This window comes from uncultured Dokdonia sp., assembly GCF_947496725.1.
GTDB lineage: Bacteria > Bacteroidota > Bacteroidia > Flavobacteriales > Flavobacteriaceae > Dokdonia.
The window spans coordinates 231,737-251,585 of sequence record NZ_CANMDS010000003.1; the positions used below are offsets into that span (position 1 = coordinate 231,737).

Annotated in this window: 20 protein-coding genes and 1 other RNA gene; 10 read left to right on the forward strand and 11 right to left on the reverse strand. The window is 36.9% G+C overall.

The window, feature by feature from the left end; translation table 11 throughout:
• Nucleotides 1-23: 23 nt before the first annotated feature.
• Together rluF and Q0948_RS07890 are read right to left on the reverse strand one after the other, a co-directional pair.
• Nucleotides 24-806, reverse strand: coding sequence for a 23S rRNA pseudouridine(2604) synthase RluF (rluF, locus tag Q0948_RS07885; RefSeq protein WP_021779203.1), 783 nt, complete (start codon nt 804-806; stop codon nt 24-26).
• 93 nt (nt 807-899) lie between these two features.
• Nucleotides 900-1,094 (reverse strand): cold-shock protein, encoded by a 195-nt coding sequence (locus tag Q0948_RS07890; RefSeq protein ID WP_021779202.1) that lies wholly within the window; start codon nt 1,092-1,094, stop codon nt 900-902.
• A gap of 249 nt (nt 1,095-1,343) precedes the next feature.
• On the opposite strand from Q0948_RS07890, the gene Q0948_RS07895 reads away from it, so the two are divergent.
• Entirely contained in the window at nt 1,344-1,583 is a 240-nt protein-coding gene (locus Q0948_RS07895; protein WP_021779201.1) for a DUF1456 family protein, read from the forward strand.
• Between the two features lie 2 nt (nt 1,584-1,585).
• On the opposite strand, the gene Q0948_RS07900 is transcribed toward Q0948_RS07895, so the two are convergent.
• From Q0948_RS07900 to Q0948_RS07920, 5 genes are read right to left on the reverse strand one after another with little or no spacing between them, the layout of a single operon-like run.
• Entirely contained in the window at nt 1,586-2,767 is a 1,182-nt protein-coding gene (locus tag Q0948_RS07900) for a class I SAM-dependent methyltransferase (RefSeq protein WP_298350805.1), read from the reverse strand.
• A complete protein-coding gene (locus tag Q0948_RS07905) occupies nt 2,767-3,864 on the reverse strand; it encodes an AI-2E family transporter (protein WP_298350802.1) in 1,098 nt (365 codons plus the stop codon). Before Q0948_RS07905 ends, Q0948_RS07900 begins: the two co-directional genes overlap by 1 nt.
• Nucleotides 3,865-3,889: 25 nt before the next feature.
• Entirely contained in the window at nt 3,890-4,384 is a 495-nt protein-coding gene (locus Q0948_RS07910; RefSeq protein WP_298350799.1) for a TrmH family RNA methyltransferase, read from the reverse strand.
• Between the two features lie 29 nt (nt 4,385-4,413).
• Nucleotides 4,414-4,749 carry a hypothetical protein gene (locus Q0948_RS07915; protein ID WP_298350797.1) on the reverse strand — a complete coding sequence of 112 codons (336 nt, stop codon included), beginning with the start codon at nt 4,747-4,749 and terminating at the stop codon, nt 4,414-4,416.
• 20 nt (nt 4,750-4,769) lie between these two features.
• The gene (locus tag Q0948_RS07920) at nt 4,770-5,417 is read right to left on the reverse strand and encodes a DUF4159 domain-containing protein (protein WP_298350794.1); all 648 of its coding nucleotides are present in this window, start codon (nt 5,415-5,417) and stop codon (nt 4,770-4,772) included.
• A gap of 227 nt (nt 5,418-5,644) precedes the next feature.
• Here Q0948_RS07920 and Q0948_RS07925 point away from each other — a divergent pair, with 227 nt between their 5' ends.
• The 4 genes from Q0948_RS07925 (at nt 5,645) to rnpB (ending at nt 12,307) form a co-directional block, all read left to right on the forward strand.
• A complete protein-coding gene (locus tag Q0948_RS07925; RefSeq protein WP_298350791.1) occupies nt 5,645-6,964 on the forward strand; it encodes a pitrilysin family protein in 1,320 nt (439 codons plus the stop codon).
• Nucleotides 6,964-9,033, forward strand: a complete 2,070-nt coding sequence (locus Q0948_RS07930) for a pitrilysin family protein (RefSeq protein ID WP_298350788.1) — start codon at nt 6,964-6,966, stop codon at nt 9,031-9,033. The genes Q0948_RS07925 and Q0948_RS07930 overlap by 1 nt, the downstream gene beginning before the upstream one ends.
• Before the next feature lie 315 nt (nt 9,034-9,348).
• Nucleotides 9,349-11,928 carry a phosphoenolpyruvate carboxylase gene (locus tag Q0948_RS07935; protein ID WP_298350785.1) on the forward strand — a complete coding sequence of 860 codons (2,580 nt, stop codon included), beginning with the start codon at nt 9,349-9,351 and terminating at the stop codon, nt 11,926-11,928.
• Between the two features lie 58 nt (nt 11,929-11,986).
• An RNA gene (rnpB, locus tag Q0948_RS07940) (RNase P RNA component class A) lies at nt 11,987-12,307 on the forward strand.
• A gap of 93 nt (nt 12,308-12,400) precedes the next feature.
• On the opposite strand, the gene Q0948_RS07945 is transcribed toward rnpB, so the two are convergent.
• From Q0948_RS07945 to Q0948_RS07955, 3 genes are read right to left on the reverse strand one after another with little or no spacing between them, the layout of a single operon-like run.
• Nucleotides 12,401-12,961, reverse strand: coding sequence for an RsmD family RNA methyltransferase (locus Q0948_RS07945; RefSeq protein ID WP_298350783.1), 561 nt, complete (start codon nt 12,959-12,961; stop codon nt 12,401-12,403).
• Nucleotides 12,958-13,779, reverse strand: a complete 822-nt coding sequence (locus tag Q0948_RS07950; RefSeq protein WP_366880919.1) for a DUF3822 family protein — start codon at nt 13,777-13,779, stop codon at nt 12,958-12,960. Before Q0948_RS07950 ends, Q0948_RS07945 begins: the two co-directional genes overlap by 4 nt.
• The gene (locus Q0948_RS07955) at nt 13,742-14,392 is read right to left on the reverse strand and encodes a hypothetical protein (RefSeq protein ID WP_298350777.1); all 651 of its coding nucleotides are present in this window, start codon (nt 14,390-14,392) and stop codon (nt 13,742-13,744) included. The genes Q0948_RS07950 and Q0948_RS07955 overlap by 38 nt, the downstream gene beginning before the upstream one ends.
• 114 nt (nt 14,393-14,506) lie before the next feature.
• On the opposite strand from Q0948_RS07955, the gene Q0948_RS07960 reads away from it, so the two are divergent.
• The 4 genes from Q0948_RS07960 to Q0948_RS07975 all read left to right on the forward strand — a co-directional run bounded on the left by Q0948_RS07960 (nt 14,507) and on the right by Q0948_RS07975 (nt 18,091).
• Nucleotides 14,507-15,943: an AAA family ATPase gene (locus Q0948_RS07960; RefSeq protein ID WP_298350775.1), complete on the forward strand. Its 1,437-nt coding sequence runs from the start codon at nt 14,507-14,509 to the stop codon at nt 15,941-15,943.
• 175 nt (nt 15,944-16,118) lie between these two features.
• Entirely contained in the window at nt 16,119-16,679 is a 561-nt protein-coding gene (locus Q0948_RS07965) for a DUF4126 domain-containing protein (protein WP_298350772.1), read from the forward strand.
• A gap of 132 nt (nt 16,680-16,811) precedes the next feature.
• A complete protein-coding gene (gene kdsB, locus Q0948_RS07970) occupies nt 16,812-17,531 on the forward strand; it encodes a 3-deoxy-manno-octulosonate cytidylyltransferase (protein ID WP_298351374.1) in 720 nt (239 codons plus the stop codon).
• 5 nt (nt 17,532-17,536) lie between these two features.
• Entirely contained in the window at nt 17,537-18,091 is a 555-nt protein-coding gene (locus Q0948_RS07975; protein ID WP_021779186.1) for a 1-acyl-sn-glycerol-3-phosphate acyltransferase, read from the forward strand.
• Between the two features lie 82 nt (nt 18,092-18,173).
• Here the strand turns inward: Q0948_RS07975 and Q0948_RS07980 are convergent, their stop codons facing one another.
• A complete protein-coding gene (locus tag Q0948_RS07980) occupies nt 18,174-18,665 on the reverse strand; it encodes a DNA starvation/stationary phase protection protein (RefSeq protein ID WP_021779185.1) in 492 nt (163 codons plus the stop codon).
• A 158-nt stretch (nt 18,666-18,823) separates the two neighbouring features.
• On the opposite strand from Q0948_RS07980, the gene Q0948_RS07985 reads away from it, so the two are divergent.
• A complete protein-coding gene (locus Q0948_RS07985; RefSeq protein WP_298350766.1) occupies nt 18,824-19,822 on the forward strand; it encodes an SDR family oxidoreductase in 999 nt (332 codons plus the stop codon).
• Nucleotides 19,823-19,849 lie beyond the last annotated feature (27 nt).

The following is a 19,849-nucleotide window of genomic DNA, read 5'->3' on the forward strand; positions in this document are numbered from 1 at the left end:
TTTAATTTTATGATGTCGCCTTACTATCTATTCCTGTTTCTGCGTAGGTTAGGATGTCTAGGTTCTTTAGGAGCATCTGTATGCGTCTTTGCAGAGTCTTCGACAAGTCTATTAATCTCCTCCATCTCTGTATCGCTAATGTAACGCCATTTACCCACCGGTACATCGAGTTCAATATTCATAATCCTATTTCGCTTTAAGCGAGTAACCTCATAATCTAGCGCTTCACACATTCTGCGTATTTGCCTATTAAGACCTTGGGTAAGTATAATTTTAAAAGAAAATCTACTTAACTGCTCTACGTGGCATTTACGTGTCACGGTATCCAGTATAGGTACACCATTACTCATTTGTTGTATAAACGAGGGTGTGATAGGCTTATCTACCCACACTTCATATTCCTTCTCGTGGTTATTACGAGCTCGTAATATCTTGTTTACAATATCACCATCATTAGTAAGGAAGATTAGACCTTCAGAAGGTTTATCAAGTCTACCTATAGGGAAGATACGAGAAGGGTAGTTTATAAAATCTATGATATTATCCTTTTCAACCCGAGTATCTGTCGTACAAACGATACCTACAGGCTTGTTAAGAGCGATATACACAGGCTTTTCTGTAGAGCTTGTAATAAGTTCACCATTTACGCGCACTTCATCACCTTCTGTAATTTTTGTACCCATTTCTGGCACCTTACCATTTATGGTAACGCGACCTTGGTCTATAAGCTTATCTGCAGCGCGACGTGAGCAATAGCCAGCCTCGCTGAGGTATTTATTGATACGGGTTTGTTTTTTCTCTTCCATTAGGAGCAAAAGTACTATTTATAGAATAAAAAAATGCCAGTCGTGAGACTGGCATTACAAGTTCAAAAAAGTGAACTAAAAAGTTATATGTGCTTAGTCAATTACTTTGACGTTTACTGCATTTAATCCTTTCTTACCTTCTTTTAATTCAAACTCAACAGCATCACCTTCTCTTACCTCATCGATAAGTCCTGTTACGTGTACGAAGTGCTCTTGGTTTGCTTCTTCTTCATTGATAAATCCAAAACCTTTAGTTTCATTGAAGAATTTTACTGTTCCTTTGTGCATTATAATAATTTAAATATGTTAAGTTGCAAACTTACTGCTATTTAATCCAGAAACTCACAATTGTGTGTTATTGTTTTAAAATACTTTTTTTACGCTTTCGCGAAAGCGTAATCACCTCTCATCCCATTGTTTATAGTGTTTGACAATTTTATGACATAGTCTTATGAGGGTGTGTTGTGATGTTTTTGCAAATAATAAGTAGGGATATTTTGTTTGTTAACCCGTAACTTGCGCTCAAAACCGATACAAATGGCACTTACAAACAACGATATCTTTAAAAAATTACGAGTTGCGCTGCAGTTGCGAGATGATGAAATCATAGAGATATGTAAGCTTGTAGATTTTCAAGTTTCTAAGAGTGAGCTAGGAGCTATTTTTCGTAAGCCAGATCATCCTAAATTTATGGAGTGTGGTGACCAGTTTTTACGTAATTTTTTAAATGGTCTAGTAATACACAAGCGAGGACCTATGCCTCCTAAAAAGAAGTAGGGCTATTGTGCCACTTTTTTAGTCGAGATAACTACTTTCTTACCATCATCTAGCGTGGTAAAAAATAGGTATACATCTCCACCATCTTTTATCTTTAACTTTTTACGTATCACATCTACTTGCATAGGGAAGTTGCGAGTAGTGATATTTGCCTTTGTGATCCCTAATTCCTTTGCAATTCTTTTTGAGTAAGGAACAATCTTCTCTATCACAAAACGACGGCCTGCAAATGAGATGAGCTCTCGTGAGGTATATAAGTGTGAGTGCTCGTGCAGTTTTGAAACATTAAAATACGTACTCACCCAGTTAAAAGCGCCACTCTTCATAAGGGCACTGTTAGGCTCATAAAGATATTTTTGAGGAATATCTATAACAGCTTGCGCAATAAGAGCATCACTATGAGAGAAACTCACTACAGGATCTGATGATTGTAAGTTTACAACAGTAAACTTTATGTCTTTACAGCGCTGTGAAGTAAGTTTCCATAACAACTCTTTCACCTCATTTTTTACAGCTACAATGTGTATTTCGGTCACGCTGCGCAGTTCTTCTATACCTGCTGCAATGTCTAGTATGGGAGATGTTTTTATCCAGAGGGTGTTACACTTTGACAATAACAGGTTTTTGTAAAGCGGTACATTAGGTAGACAATCTTTAAGCATAAAAACTTTTCCCTTACTATCTGTACGTCTCCCTGGGTCTAAAAAAATGGTGTCAAAACGAGTATCGCAGGTTTCAAAATAATGCATTGAATCATCTACTATAAACTCTATGTTTTCTTGCTTGAGAACTTCTGCATTAGACTGTGCAAGTCTTGATAAACTGGCGTCCATCTCTATGTGGATTACCTGCTTGTTAGTCTGTGCAAAGTGATAAGCATCTATACCAAAGCCACCTGTACCATCTGCTAGGGTAGTACCTTGCATAATACTGGCTTTGTAACTTGCCGTTGCCTCAGAAGAGGTTTGCTCCATATTGAGTTTAGGCGGGAATAAGATACCAGCGGTGTTATGCCAGCGCGGTAATTTTCCTTTGGCTTTACGTTTACCTTCAAGTTGTTGTGCAAGCTCTTGTACTGTAATATCACTAAAAGGGCTTCCTTTTAAAATAAAAGCGTGGAGTGGTGTATGCTCGTGCTCTTGTAAATAAGCACGCACTTCAGGCTGTAAAAGCGCGGTGTTCATTATAAGTCTTGTGTAAGTTTTTGTACAATCTTATACTCGCTCAAAAATTCTTTTGAGATCACTTTAAGTGCGGTATAAACAGGAACGGCAAGTATCATCCCAAATACTCCAAATAACAATCCAGCAATAATAATAGCTAAGAATATCTCTAGCGGATGTGACTTCACACTGTTACCAAAAACAAAAGGTTGTATCACAAAATTATCAACCATTTGTGCTGCGCCATAGCATAAGGAGATCCAGAGTAATTTAGGTAAAATAATGGTTCTAAAATCCATCTCAATATTACTCGAGGTAACCAGTAATAGCATAACTGCGCCACCTACAAGAGGCCCTAAATAGGGAACCAGGTTAAGTACAGCACAAAAGAGCGCTATGGCAAGCGCGTTTTCTATACCAAATGATAAGAGTATTATAGCGTATAAAACAAACATTGTAAATACTTGTATTATGAGCCCTATAAAGTAGCGAGAGAGAAGGTATTTTATCTTTTCAAATACGCGTAAGAATTTGCCCTCGTTGCCTTTTTTCGCGAAAGCGAGTAAACTATTTACAAGCAATCTATTATCCTTTAAAAAGAAGAAAGTAATAAATATAATAGCAAATGTACCAATGCCCGCGGCACCTAGATTGCCTATAATTCCGTTTAAAAATGCAGGGATGATACTAAAATCAAAATTCTTTACAAGCTCTGCCTCTTGAACTCCTTGTATTATAGTCATCTTATCGAGACCAAAATAAGTTGCAATCTCGCCAAAGAGCCTATTAATATTAACTTTTACCTCTTCAAAATCTATCTGACCCAGATGCTGGCTTTGGTCTATAACCACCGGTATAAAAAGCATAAAAACACCTAGTATTACCAGTAATAATATAAATATTGTGACTATTGCTGCCCAGGTTGGACTAAACTTAAGTGTGTACCTTAAAAACTTTACAACAGGCCTACCCACTAGTGATAGTACAGCTGCAACGGCTAGATAAACAAGCACACTTTGTATGGTATAAAGAAGCCAGAGTAAGATTAAGATACCCACAACGACACCTACGGCGCGTAAGATTCCATAACTTATTTCTTTTGCTTTTAGTGGCTTCATATAAAGGTCAAAGATACTGGTTTTATTATCGTGTGAGCTCGTAAAGTGCGATGCCTGCGGCCTGTGCTACATTCATACTACTATTAATGCCGTGCATAGGTATATGTGCAATCACAGCACATTGTTCTAAAGCTTCTGGAGTGACACCCGTACTTTCGGCTCCTATGACAAGCGAAATTTTTGACATATTAGCAATATGAACTTCGGCAATGGGAATACTTGTAGAATCTATCTCTAGTGCGATAGAGTTAAACCCTTGCTCTCTAAGATTAATAAGTGTATTCGCTATATTCTCGCTTTCGCGAAAGCGGACTGTACGTTCTGTATTGCGAGCCGTCTTACGTAGTCTACTACTAGTAACATCTGGAGCGTTGCCGCAAAAAATGATCTCTTGTACACCAAAAGCATCTGCCAGCCTAAAAATGCTACCCGCATTTGCCGGACCAGAAACGTGATCACATACAATGATAATCTCTTTGTTATGAGAAGCTGGGGTGTGATGTGTATGAGTTAATTGCAAGGGGTGAGTTATATATTGTTTATGATTAGTTACTTGTCATCTACCATTACCTTGTTAAAATTGCTCGCCATATTATTTGCATATGAAAAAGCAAGGATAGGTATTGTAAATGTAAGTGTTGCAATCCGGCCTTGGTTCCATAAAAATAGTGCAGTAATAACCCCAAGAGCGAGACCTGCTAAAACAATACCTAGGTTTGGTTTGGCGTGCACTCGATTTACTCTTCTTTTAACTTGAGACCCACACGAGTTACAGCGTTCGTTTATGTGGTTTCCTCTTTCTTCTTGTAGCTCAAAGCGGTTTGTAGCTTTAGTCTTAAAACTATTTTCTTTTTTACAAGAACTGCAGTAGTAATATAATTTCAATTTTACTGATTTATTGGTTGTTAATTTTCAAAAGCATACTTAACTATGTTTGCACCCATTTTGAGCGCTTTTTGTCTCACACTCTCTGGGTCACCGTGTACTTCTGAATCTTCCCAGCCATCTCCTATGTCTGATTCTGTTGTAAATAATACGACGAGTCTATCTTCATAAAAGAGCCCTAGTGCTTGTGGTCTCTTTCCATCGTGTTCGTGTATTTTGGGTAGTCCCTTCGGAAATTTATAAGCACTAGAAAAAATGGGGTGGCTAGCGGCAAGCTCTGTAAGCTCTTGGTCTGGAAAAATCTTTTTGAGTTCCTTAGGTAAATACTCAGCCATTCCATAATTATCATCTATGTGTAAGAAACCGCCACTAGTTAGGTAATCCCTAAGGTTCTCTACATCGTCGTCTGTAAAAAGTACATTACCGTGACCCGTCATATGCAGCAGTGGGTATTGAAAAACGTCAATACTACCAGCATCTACAGATTCTGGTTTGTCATTCATCTTTGTGTTTATGTTCTTATTACAAAAACGTATGAGATTAGGCAGGGCAGTGGGATTACTGTACCAGTCTCCACCTCCTTTATATTTTAGTACTGCAAGATCTTGAGCAGCTATAAACCCGCTGGTAAAAAATAGTATAATGACTGCTAGAAAGGTGCGATGCATAAATGAATTTATAAAAATTAAAAATACTGATAACTTAAATTATGAGTGTGCTAAATTATATTAAAGTTAAACAGAAATCATAAAGTTCTAAAAACCAGTTCCCAGTGAGATGATAACTACTGCCTAGGCTTGCTGTTAGTATAATGAGTTCTTAAATTTACTCTAGTAAGTTGTAACAATTTACAACGATTGCGACTTACGTACTAACACTAATTTTAATTTTTAATATGAAAAAGAAAATGTATGCTTTGGCAGCTTTTATGTTGAGTGGCGTAGTCCTTACAGCACAAGAAGTTAGCTTTGAAGAGTATGATCTTGATAACGGTATGCACGTTATTTTACACCAAGATAACAGCGCACCTGTAGTAACAACATCTGTTATGTATCACGTAGGAGCAAAAGATGAAGATCCAAGTAAAACAGGATTTGCTCACTTTTTTGAACACCTTCTTTTTGAAGGGACAGAAAATATTGAGCGTGGTGAGTGGTTTAAAATAGTTACTTCTAACGGAGGTAAAAACAATGCAAATACAACACAAGACCGTACTTATTATTATGAAGTCTTTCCTTCTAATAACCTAGAGCTTGGTCTGTGGATGGAGTCTGAGCGTTTACTTCACCCTATTATTAATCAAATAGGTGTTGATACTCAAAAAGAAGTAGTTCAAGAAGAAAAGCGCTTACGAGTGGACAATCAACCTTACGGCCGTTTTCAAGAAGTAATAGGTAAGATGCTTTTTAAGAAGCACCCATACCGTTGGACTACCATAGGGTCTCTTGATCATCTCGCTAGTGCAACACTAGAAGATTTTCAAAAATTTAGTGATACATATTATGTGCCTAATAATGCCGTGCTCGTTGTGGCTGGAGATATTGATGTTGCAGAGACAAAAAAGATGATTGATACGTATTTTGCACCTATACCTAGAGGAAAGGATATTGTACGTAATACTTTTAAGGAAGATCCTGTAGTACCAGTAAGAGAGACGTTTTATGATTCTAATATACAGATACCTGCTATTTTTCTAGCTTATAGAACACCTGCTCAAACAGAGAAGGATGCTTATGTGCTCGATATGGTATCATCAGTATTAAGTGATGGTAAGAGTTCTAGACTTTATAAAAAATTAGTAGACACTAAGAAAAAGGCGCTACAAGTATTTGCTTTTAGTGGTGCACAAGAAGATTATGGATCATATTTAATAGGTGCTTTACCACTAGGTGATAACTCTCTAGATGATTTAATTACAGAGATGGATGAGGAAATTGTAAAGCTTCAAACAACTTTAATTTCAGAAAGAGACTACCAGAAGCTTCAGAACAAATTTGAAAACCGTTTTGTAAACTCTAACAGTAGTGTAGAAGGTATTGCAAACTCACTAGCGCGCAACTATATGTTATATGATGATACTAATCTTATTAATACTGAGATTGATATTTATAGATCAATAACTAGAGAAGATATTAAGGCAGCAGCTATCAAATATCTTAAACAAAATGAGCGTGTAATATTAGAGTACTTACCAGAATCTCAAAAAGAAAAATAATGAAGAAGAATATTATAATAGGTGCAATGTTATTGCTAGCAACAGCTAGTTATGCACAAGTGGACAGAAGTAAACAACCTGAGCCGGGTCCAGCTCCTGAGATTAATCTTAAAGACCCAGCTTCTTTTGAGCTTAAAAATGGTCTCAAAGTACTAGTTGTAGAAAATAAAAAGCTACCTAGAGTATCTATACAACTTACTATAGATAACCCTCTTATTGTAGAGGGAGAAAAGGCTGGAGTAGCTGCCCTTACTTCATCTATGTTAGGTAAAGGGTCAAAGAGTATTGCAAAAGATGTGTTTGAAGAAGAGGTAGATTACCTTGGAGCAAACATTAGCTTTGGGTCTCAGAGCGCATTTGCAAGCGGTCTATCTAAGTATTTTGAACGTCTAGTTGAACTTACTGCAGATGCTGGTATAAATCCAAATTTTACACAAGTAGAGTTTGATAAAGAAAAGGAACGTCTCATAGAAGGATTAAAATCTAATGAGAAGAGTGTGACAGCTATCGCTGGTCGAGTACAAAGTGTACTAGCTTATGGTGCAGACCACCCTTATGGAGAGTTTACTACAGAGGAGACTGTAAATAATGTAACACTTGCAGATGTTGAGAAGTTTCATTCAGATTACTTTCGACCTAATAATGGTTACTTAATCATTATAGGTGATGTAAATTTTGATACCGTAAAGAAGGTAGTAAAAGACAACTTCAAGAAGTGGAAAAAAGGAACTATACCAGAAACACCATTTTCTGAAAAGCAAAATGTCTCTACTACAGAAATCAACTTTGTTAATATGGACAATGCCGTTCAGTCAGAAATTGCAGTTCAAAATACTGTTGAGCTCAAAATGACAGACCAAGATTATTTTCCAGCTCTTATTGCAAATAACATCTTAGGAGGTGGAGGAGAAGCCCGTCTTTTTAATAACCTACGTGAAGATAAAGGATATACTTATGGTTCTTATTCTAGAATAGGTTCTAATGAAAAGACAGTAACTCGTTTTAGCGCTACAGCAAGTGTGCGTAATACAGTTACAGATAGCTCTGTGGTAGAGATTGTAAAAGAGATTAACCGTATAGGGTCTGAGCCTGTATCGCCAGAAGAGCTAGCAAATGCAAAAGCAAAGTACACTGGAAGTTTTGTACTCGCTTTAGAGCGACCACAAACTATTGCAAACTATGCATATAATATTGAGAGTAAAGGGCTCCCTAAAGATTTTTACAAAAACTACCTTTCTAATATAGATAAGGTATCTCAAAAAGATGTACAAAATGCAGCTAGTAAACTATTTAAAGGTGATAACGCAAGAATCGTTGTGACTGGTAAGGGTAGTGAGGTGATAGATAATCTAAGTAAGGTGGTTATAGACGGTAAGACTATCCCTGTAAAGTACTTTGACGTATACGGTGAAGGAATAGAAAAACCAGAATTCAAAAAGGAACTTCCTGCAGATCTTACGGTAAATAAGGTCCTAGAATCTTACATTGCTGCTATAGGTGGTAAAGATAAGCTTGCTGCGGTAAACTCGGTTTATATCAAAGCACAAGGAGCTATGCAAGGTATGACGCTTGACTTAGAACTTAAAAAAACTACAAAAGAGCAGTTTGTACAAAACATTATGATGGGAGGGAACTCAGTTTCAAAACAAGTACTCGATGGAGATAAAGGATATGTGGTTGTACAAGGGCAACGCAAAGATCTAGAAGGAGAAGATGTAGAGAAGGTAAAATCTGAGTCATCTCCGTTTCCAGAAGTAAACTGGTTAAACGGTGGAGCGAGCCTAGAAGGTATAGAAAAAGTAAATGGAGAAGATGCTTATGTCGTTAAAGTAGCAGATGGTAAAATGAACTACTACAGTACAAAAACGGGGCTTAAACTTCAGGAGGTAACTATACAAGAAATGCAAGGTCAGACCATAAAAACGTCTATCACCTTTAGTAAATATCAAGATGTGGGAGGAATCAAATTTCCTTTTGTATTAAGTCAGTCATTTGGCCCACAATCTATAGATTTTAATGTGACAGAAATTAAAGTTAACGAAGGAATCACAAATGCAGATTTTGAGTAATTTCATTCTATAAACTACTATTAAAGGTCAGCTTTTGCTGGCCTTTTTTATGTTATAGAGTTAACAGTTTGTAATAGAGAGTACTATAAGGTTATAAAAACAAGCTGCTATAATAGATAGTATTACGCTTTCGCGAAAGCGTACTCATAACTAGTAAAAGTAATAGTTAGATATAATGAAATAAAAATGCTCGAAATCGATTGCAAATAATACATATTAAAACAAAGGCGGTCTTTTATTGTGAGATTGCCAAAACTGACTTTGCTAAGCGTGCGATACTTGTGGTTTACGTATTTTTAATAAAAATATTAACAGATGTCAAGAGAGCCGAAAATAGAGCGTTTTAATGCAAATGTAAAGTCAAAATACGAAGTCTATAATGGAATATTTATGACGCTTCCCTTTGATGGTATTTCAAATACGGGAGTACTTTTGCCTTTGTTTCATTCTATTTGTACAGAAGGATATAGAGATAATAAAAACCCAACAGAAATTATTGAGTACTTCTTTGAACGCTATATGCGAGATGCAACCGAAAAGGAGCGAGAAGATTTACTCTTTAAGTTTATACAATATATAGAGCGTCAAGTAGTACTCTTTGATGCAATAGAGGATGCTTCATATCGTATTGTAAATAATATGGATGGTCGCGGTACCCTGCGTAATATTAAAGAAGAGGCAGAGGCAACTGGTAAAAAGGAAGAGCTCATCTCTTACTTAAACAGGTTTACCATACGCCCTGTACTTACTGCACACCCTACACAATTTTACCCAGGGGTAGTGCTTGGTATTATAAATGACCTAAGTGCAGCAATAAGAGAAGATCGTCTTGAAGATATAAAAACGCTACTAGCACAGTTAGGTAAAACGCCATTCTTTAAAAAGGAAAAACCTACACCATATGATGAGGCTGTGAGTCTTATTTGGTATCTTGAGAATGTATTTTATCACAGTGCGGGAGCTATATATGACTACCTGCATAAGCATTTAATACAAGATGAAAGTTTCAGTAACACGCTGGTAGATCTTGGTTTTTGGCCAGGAGGGGATCGTGATGGTAATCCATTTGTTACCACAGCCATTACACTTAAGGTTGCTAGAAAGTTGCGCAGCTCTGTATTGAGAAATTACTATAGAGAGGTGAAGCAACTAAGGAGAAGAATCACCTTTAGAGGTACGGAGGCACCACTTTCAGAACTAGAAGATCAACTGTATACAGCCATTTTTTCTGAAGAGAAACCAGCTATCTCACAAGCGTCTATTCTCAAAACACTTAAAGATATACGTGATGTAGTAAGAGAAAAGCACCAGAGCCTATATCTTGATAAAATAGATAGCCTCATACATAAAGTGGAGCTTTTTGGACTTCACTTTGCATCGTTAGATATACGTCAGGATAGTAGTATTCATAAAATAGTTTTTGAGCAAATTGTTGAAAATGCAACTATAAATGGGACAAAGATTTTTCCGGAGGGTTATCTCGCTTTAAGCGAAAACGAGCAAATAGACTTCTTAAATAACGTGCACGGAGCGCTAGATCCAGAAAGTTTTGAAGAGGAAGTTGTGACTAAAACCCTTGGCTCTATCTATGCGATGAAAACCATTCAAGACGAAAATGGTGAGCGTGGCTCAAACAGATATATCATAAGTAACTCAAAAAGCGCACTGCACGTGATGCAAGCCTTTACATTTTTAAGACTGTGTGACTGGGAATCTCCTACGGCAGATGTGGCACCACTATTTGAGACCGTACCAGATCTTATCGCTGCACCCGCTGTGATGGAAGCACTGTATACAAATCGTACATATAGTAAACACTTAAAGAGTCGAGGTATGCGACAGACTATAATGCTAGGCTTTTCTGACGGAACCAAAGATGGTGGTTATTTAATGGCAAACTGGAGTATCTTTAAGGCTAAGGAGGCAATGACCGCTATGTCTAGAAAGTATGGGGTAACCGTAATTTTCTTTGATGGTAGAGGAGGACCACCAGCACGTGGAGGTGGTAAAACACACCAGTTTTATGCATCATTAGGACCTAATATAGAAGCACAAGAAATTCAGATTACAGTACAAGGACAAACTATAAGTTCTAATTTTGGAACGGTAGATTCTTGCCAGTACAATCTAGAGCAACTACTTAGTAGTGGTGTTAATAACGAGGTCTTTAAGGGAGCACATAATGATATCTCACCATCAGATAGAGAAACGCTAGAAGCACTCGCACAAAAGAGTTATGAGGCTTATACGGCATTTAAAGGACACGATAAGTTCTTGCCATACCTAGAGCGTATGTCTACCCTTAAGTATTATGCAAAGACTAATATAGGTAGCCGCCCTAGCAAGCGCTCTCAAAAAAGTACCTTAGACTTTGGGGATCTTAGAGCGATTCCATTTGTAGGTAGTTGGAGTCAACTCAAGCAAAACGTGCCAGGTTTTTATGGAGTAGGAACAGCACTTGCCTCTTTTGAAGATGCTGGTAAACTAGAGGATGTCAAGCAGCTATATAAGAATAGTTCATTCTTTAGAACGTTACTTGAGAATAGTATGATGAGTCTTACAAAGTCATTCTTTGGACTTACAGCATATATGCAAGAAGATCAAGAGTTTGGTGAGTTCTGGAAGTTGCTTTTTGAAGAGTACAAACGTAGCAAGCGTCTTATGCTAGAAGTAGCTGGTCTCACAGAACTTATGGAAAATGAGAAGGCAGGTAAAGCGTCTATACAAGAAAGAGAACGCATTGTATTGCCATTACTTACCATACAGCAGTATGCATTGAGAGCAATACAAGATATGCAACGCTCTGGTGAGCAAACAGATAAGGCAAAAGTATATGAGCGTATGGTAACGAGATCACTCTTTGGAAACATAAATGCGAGTAGAAATTCTGCATAAACTAGTAATGATAAGGGAGTATCTATTGCTCCCTTGTCATACTTAGACTACCTTTGCGCTAGCAGGCCGCCTTATTGATCCAGTAATGGATAGGAAAGTCCGGACACCACAGGATAGCATAGCGGCTAACAGCCGTCATCCCAAACTCGTTTTGGGAGAGGACAAGTGCAACAGAAAGAATGTACAGGTAATGCTGTAGCGAACCCAGGTAAACTCTATGCGGTGCAATGTCAAGTATACTCACAGTTAAGTGCGATCCGCGCGTTGTGGGAGGGTAGACAGATAGAGATTATTAGTAATGATAATCCCAGATAAATAATAAGGAATTTCTAGAAGCATCTAGATTGAACAGAATCCGGCTTATAGGCCTGCTTATTTTATGAATACAAATAAATCTAAATAACAATAAATCCCGCAACTAGCGGGATTTATTAATTTTACTGTATGTTGTTACGCTTTCGCGAAAGCGTTCTTATTCTTCTTCATCACTTTCTGGTAGTTCAAAAAAACTAAAGGCATTACCACCATAATGACGGGTTTGTACGTAGTTTATAAAACTATCAAGTTTAGAATACTTACCGTGCTCAATGATGAGAACACCATCTTGGTCTAAAAGATTATTCTTAAATACCAGTGTTGCAATCTTTTCAAATTCTTTAATATCAATGTCGTACGGAGGATCTGCAAATATGATGTCGTAACTGCCTGTTGCACGTTCCAAGTATTTAAAGACATCACTTTTTATGGCGTGTATAGAAAAATCAAACTCTTGTGACGTTTTATTTATAAACTGCACACAACCATAATGACCATCTACCGCAGTAATTTGATCTGTACCACGAGAGGCAAACTCATAGCTTATGTTGCCAGTGCCTGCAAAGAGGTCTAACACCCTAAGCTGGCTTATGTGATAGTTACTTCTTATAATATTAAAAAGGGCCTCCTTTGCCATATCTGTAGTAGGGCGTACGGGTAGCTTTTTTGGTGCCGCGATTCTTCGGCCTTTATATTTTCCAGATATGATACGTGTCATAATAAACTGCCAAGTATTGCTTGGGCTTGTTGTATTTGGGAATGTTCGGCATCTGCAATAGTGAGATGTCTTATATAGGTGTGTGCGATTTTATAATATGCATCTTCCTTTGTAATGCTTCCTGTAAGAACTACAGCAGTGGTTTCTGAGCTTAGTTCTAGTTGCTCCATTGTAAAAAGTACGTAGTATATGAAATCTTCTTTACTTCGTATTTCAAAGCGGTTTACAAATAAGAGTTTTTTATGTTGCACAACTCCCATTTCAAAATAAGAGCCTTGTAGGTTGATAAGTACTTGAGGATCTTCGCCACTTGTAAATTTACCTAAAAGGTATTTTGTAAAAATAGTCGTGCTATGATAATAATCAAATGATCCAAAAGTATCAAAGAAAAAATTATTTACGTTAGTATAGGGCACATACACGGTAACGATGTCATAAAAGTCTATACTATCGTGTGCAATATGGTCTGTACTAAGAATCTTTGTGTTGAACTTTAAATAATCTGCTCCCTTTGTAGGGTCAAATAATGCGCTAGGCACTACTGTAAATAACTCATTTGAATATACCACAGTTACTTTATCAAAATTTTGAGATAGCACGAGACTATCTTTAAATGCATTTTGAACTTCAGTAAGTAGCGTAGCAGGATTTACTTGCGTGCTAAATGCAATAATCTGTGCATCAATGACTTCTTTACTATGGATGTTTTGAGTAAAAAAAGAAAGTCCATCCAAATGTATTTGGATGGACAGACTATATAATGAGTTTGTATTGTCTTGACTAGTCATTAGCCCCATAACTCTTAGGCCAGTTACCATTTGTATTAATAGTTTCCATAGATCCTACGGTAAGTGCATCTCCATTAACACCATCTACAGATACGATTTGCTTTTCTTTAGCAACATAATCTTTAGGTTGGTCTGCAAGTAATACATCTTTCTTTACAGAGATAAGAAACACAGGATACATAGTGTTACTCTTTTCTATCTGACCAGCGTCCATAGTATATTTTGCATTCACACCTTCTACAGGTACGTTAATCATCGTTTTGTAACGATCAGATCCTTTAAATAGAGAATCTTTTACTGGGCGAGTACCTAGTGTATCAATTACAACTATTTCTTTAAAGGTATCAACACGGAAACGCTTTGTCTTTTCTTCATCAAGTACTGTTGTATCTCTACGCTGAGTAATTGTAAATTCTGCAGTATCTATAAAACGTACTAATTTATCAAAGTCTTTCTCGTAAGTTCCTGTAACGGTTTTATGAGCTAGTTGCGCCTGTCTAAGATCACGCATATTTTTTATGGCAGCACTATAACGCGCTTCCTTAACTTCATTAAATTTTACTTCTCCCCAAATTGCGTTAAAAAGAAGGTAACCTAATGCGGCAATTACTACCCAAAGTACAAGCTGTAATACTAGTTTCATGTAATGTTGTTTAAATTAGTTATGGTGAACAACAAATCTACAATTTTTTTTTACTTACAAAAATTTATTATCTCATTTTTCCTTTGCGTAATTTCGTTGCATTCTAAGCCTTCTATGATAAAAGATTCACGAGCATTCTATAAGCTGTTAATTAAAGATTTTGCACATACACCTACTTTAAAACAAGATAGGTTGTTAGAGCAGTTATCTACTTTTTTATTTGATGATTCTAAAGATAAAGTATTCGTTCTTAAAGGGTTTGCCGGGACTGGTAAGACTACCGTTATAGGGACGGTAGTAAAGAATCTATGGCACGCAAAAATGTCATCAGTGCTTATGGCTCCTACGGGTCGAGCTGCAAAGGTTGCTAGTAACTACAGTAAAAAACAGGCCTACACAATACATCGCAAAATTTATTTTCCAAAAAAAGAACGTGGAGGTGGCGTCTCATTTACGCTACAACCCAATAAACATAGAAACTGCCTCTTTATAGTTGATGAGGCTTCAATGATATCAGATAAAGCTACAAGTTCAAAGTTTTTTGATAATGGATCTTTGCTAGATGATATGATGCAATATGTCTATAGTGGTTATAAATGCAAACTTATTTTAGTAGGTGACGAGGCACAGTTACCGCCTGTAAAACTTGAGATGTCACCAGCTCTAGATATTGATGTTTTATCATTGCAGTTTAATAAAACCGTAGAGACTATACAGCTGGACGAGGTAATGCGTCAAGGAGAAGATAGTGGTATACTTATGAATGCCACTTCTCTGAGAGAACAGCTATCAGAAGGGTTTTATGAAGATTTTAAATTTGAATTAGAAGGGTATAACGATATTGTTAGGCTCATAGATGGACACGAGATTATGGATGCCATTAATGATTGTTACAGCTCTGTAGGTACAGAAGAAACTGCAATTATTGTAAGATCTAACAAAAGAGCAAACCTATATAACCAGCAAATAAGAAATCGTATTCTCTTTCAAGAAGAAGAAATATCTGCAGGAGACCACTTAATGGTGGTAAAAAATAATTACTTCTGGCTAGATGCAAAAAGTGATGCTGGATTTATTGCAAACGGTGATATTGTAAAAGTATTAGAAATACTAGCTATTAAGGAACTCTACGGCTTTCGCTTTGCAGAGGTAAAAGTGCAAATGGTAGATTACCCACAAATGCAACCATTTGAGACAGTTGTTATGCTAGATGTGCTCACACTAGAAACACCAGCACTACCTTATGAAGATGGAGATCGGCTCTATAAAGAAGTTCAAAAAGACTATGTAGACGAAACTTCGAATTACAAACGCTTCCAAAAAATAAAAAACAACAAATACTTTAATGCCTTGCAGGTTAAATTCTCTTATGCTATTACCTGTCACAAATCACAAGGTGGGCAGTGGGAAAATGTCTTTATAGAGCAACCCTACCTTCCAGACGGGATGAATAAAGATTATTTAAGATGGTTGTATACAGCTATAACTAGATCAAAAAGTAAGCTGTACTTAATAGGTTTTAAAGACGAAATGTTTGTAGAAGCAGAGTAGCGTTGTTATAGAAAATTGCTTTAGGAGCTATTTCCCGCTTTACGCTACAATTCCTCATCGCGTCTACGCCAGCTCTTGCGGGATTTTCACTACAATCGGGGCTATGGATTAGATAGTTATATATTTATGGCTAGTTTTTTGATTATAACGTCTGTATATAAATAAGTAAACAATTATGAGTTTTGAATTAATAGTAAGTATCATATTAGGATTTTCACTTGCCGCCGCCGCTGGTTTTAGAGTATTTGTTCCTTTATTAGTCTTAAGTTTATCTGCCCACTTTGGTTGGTTTCCAGTAAACGATACTTGGCAGTGGGTAGGTAGCGTTCCGGCACTAGTTTTACTTGGTGTTGCTACATTATTTGAAGTAGGAGCCTATTTTATTCCTTGGGTAGATAACCTACTGGATACGATATCTGTACCACTAGCTGCAATCGCGGGTACATTACTTATGGTAGCTACTATGGGAGATATGGATCCTACTATTACTTGGGCACTGGCCATCATTGCTGGTGGCGGAGCAGCGGCAGCTGTTTCTGGTACTGCGAGCGCCACCAGATTAGGGAGTACAGCAACTACAGGCGGTATTGCAAACCCACTAGTTGCGGGTACAGAAACCATTGCAGCGACTACAGTTTCAGTAGCGAGTATCTTTTCGCCTATACTTGCACTAGTGATTGTATTGTTACTTATAGGTCTTGGCTGGAAGATTATTTCTAGGCTAAGAAGGGCCTAAGTTTTACATTTCTTTTTAAGTAACTTTGCAACTTGTTTTATGGTGTTTTATGCTTTCGCGAAAGCGTAATTATAACCAAAATAAGACATTCAAAACGTCAATATATTGAAAGAAAATCTTAAGATTATAGCAATGATTCCTGCACGTTATGCGGCGTCTAGGTTTCCCGGTAAGATGATGAAAGATCTTGCAGGTAAGCCTGTTATTGTGCGCACCTATGAGAGTGTAGTGGCCACAAAGTTGTTTGACGAAGTATATGTAGTTACAGATAGTGATGTTATTTATAAGGCAATAGAAGCCGAGGGCGGTAAAGCCATAATGAGTGTTAAAGAGCACGAGTGCGGTAGTGATAGAATTGCAGAGGCAGTGGCTTCTCTAGATGTAGATGTGGTTGTAAATGTACAAGGAGATGAACCTTTTACGAGTAGGGAGGACTTAGCACCAGTGCTAGATGTGTTTTATGGAGATGATGCTGTACAAATAGATCTTGCTAGTGTGATGATGCCTATGAAGGAGGAGCAAGAGATTGTAAACCCTAATAATGTAAAAGTTATTGTAGATAATTTTGACTTTGCACTATACTTCTCTAGGTCACCACTTCCATATGTGCGCGATAATGAAGCTGGTATAATTACTTATAAACATAAAGGTATTTATGCCTTTAGAAAGCAGGCTATACTTGACTTTGCATCTATGCATATGACACCCCTTGAAAAGGCAGAAAAAATAGAGTGCATACGATTCTTAGAGTATGGTAAAAAAATTAAAATGGTACGTTCATCAAGGCTTGCAATAGGTATTGATACTCCAGAAGATCTAGAAAAAGCAATTAAAATTTATTCGAATAAGTAGCGCATATGGGACTTGCAAAGTTTATATATAAAAATATTTTAGGCTGGAAGGTAAAAGGTGACTTTTCTCAAGACACAGTAAAGAAGGCTGTAGTAATCGCTGTGCCCCACACCAGCTGGCACGATTTTTATATGGGTATTTTACTTCGTACTATGCTCGATGTTAAAATTGGCTTCATCGGTAAGAAAGAGCTTTTTAAATGGCCTATGGGACCTATTTTTAAAGCAATGGGAGGCGCGCCTATAGATCGTACACCAGGTCAAGATAAAGTACAATCTATCGCAAATGTTTTTAAGGATAAAGAGGAGTTTAGACTCACAATAGCCCCAGAGGGAACACGTAAAAAAGTTGATAAGCTCAAAACAGGGTTTTACTACATTGCTCTTGCAGCAGAGGTGCCTATTATAATGGTTGCTTTTGATTTTGGTAAAAAGGAGCAACGTATATCTAAGCCTTTATATCCGTCAGGTAATATAGATGAAGATCTTGCACTTATACACGAGTTTTTTAAGGGAGCTGTAGGTAAGGTGCCAGAATATAGTTTTACTCCAGATGAGTAGATATTTTATAAGTACTTAAATAAAATGCCTCAATACTATTTAAAGTATTGAGGCATTTTTTATTTGTAAGAGTGATTAGGATCTATGCTTCTTTGTAGGTGCCTGCAGTTTTCTTTCTCCAAGCGTCCAGCATCCAGCTAGTTTTTTCTAATTCACGTATGTAAGCTCCTATGAGGTCTATGGTACCTTCATCACCGGCATCGTCTGCTTTTTTCACAACAGCGCTTAGTTGTTTGAGAATTTTTCCGTGATCTCCAAGTATCGTGTCTACCATATCTCTGTCAGACAGATCAGATTTTGACTCTTTAATGCTAGATGCTTCAAGATAATCTGAGAGATTACTTACTGGTGCAAAACGCAATGTTAGGATACGCTCTGCAATCTCATCGATTTTAATTTTGGCATCATCATAAAGTTGTTCAAACTGCTCGTGTAAGTCAAAAAAGTTTTCACCAGAAACGTTCCAGTGAAAATTGCGAAGTTTTTGGTAGTATACGTGATAGTCAGATAAAAGTATGTTGAGCTCTGTAACTGTCTCTTTAGTTTTTTTTGTGTCTAAGTTTAAATAATTCATAGTTCTTTGGTTTTTATATAAAATTACAAAGGCTTAGAGGTCTGAGGGTTATTTGAGAGTTGGTTTGGGATAAGTTTAACCCGATATGCTAAGATTGTGATAAAAAACAATGTTCTGACGGCATAGAAAATACTTTATATTTGCCAAAAATTAGATGAATGTTAGAGAGTATACAGTCTCAAGTAAAGGATAAGAAAATTTTAGTAACAGGAGGTGCTGGTTTTATAGGTTCTAATATATGTGAAGTTCTTATAAAGAATGGTGCAATTGTAACCTGTTTAGATAACCTTGCTACAGGGCATAAACATAATTTAGATGCTATTAGAGATCATTCAAATTTCACTTTTATAGAAGGTGATATAAGAGATATAGAAACTTGTAAAAAGGCAGTATCTCAGAGTGACTATGTATTGCATCAGGCTGCATTAGGATCTGTACCAAGATCAATAAAAGATCCTGCAACGAGTAATGAAGTCAATGTAGGTGGATTTTTGAATATGCTCATCGCATCTAAAGATAAAGGTGTAAAACGTTTTGTGTATGCGGCAAGTTCTTCGACTTACGGAGACTCTCAAGGATTACCAAAGCAAGAAGATATCATAGGGAAACCATTGTCTCCTTATGCAATAACAAAATATGTAAATGAGTTGTATGCAGATGTGTTTCATAAAACATATGGGATAGATTGTATAGGGCTTAGATATTTTAATGTTTTCGGTAGAAAACAAGACCCAAATGGCGCTTATGCGGCTGTTATTCCTAAGTTTACAAAACTATTAATGGATCACGATTCTCCTGTTATGAACGGAGATGGAAGCTATTCTAGAGATTTCACGTATATTGATAATGTTATCGAAATGAATATACGCGCAATGCTTACTGACAACAAAGACGCACTTAACACAGTTTATAATGTTGCATTCGGAGAGCGCACAGACCTCAATGAACTTGTAAATATTCTGAAAGAGGAATTAAGTCAATTTGATGAGAAAATTGCACAAGTAGAGGTGAAGTATGGACCGAAAAGAGCCGGAGATGTGCCTCACAGTTTAGCAAGTATCGATAGAGCTAGAGAACGAGTAGGTTATAATCCAGAATTTAGTATTAAAGATGGTCTCAAAGAGGCAATGGCTTGGTACTGGAAGAATTTAAAATAATTTTTTTTGCTTTCGCGAAAGCGTAAA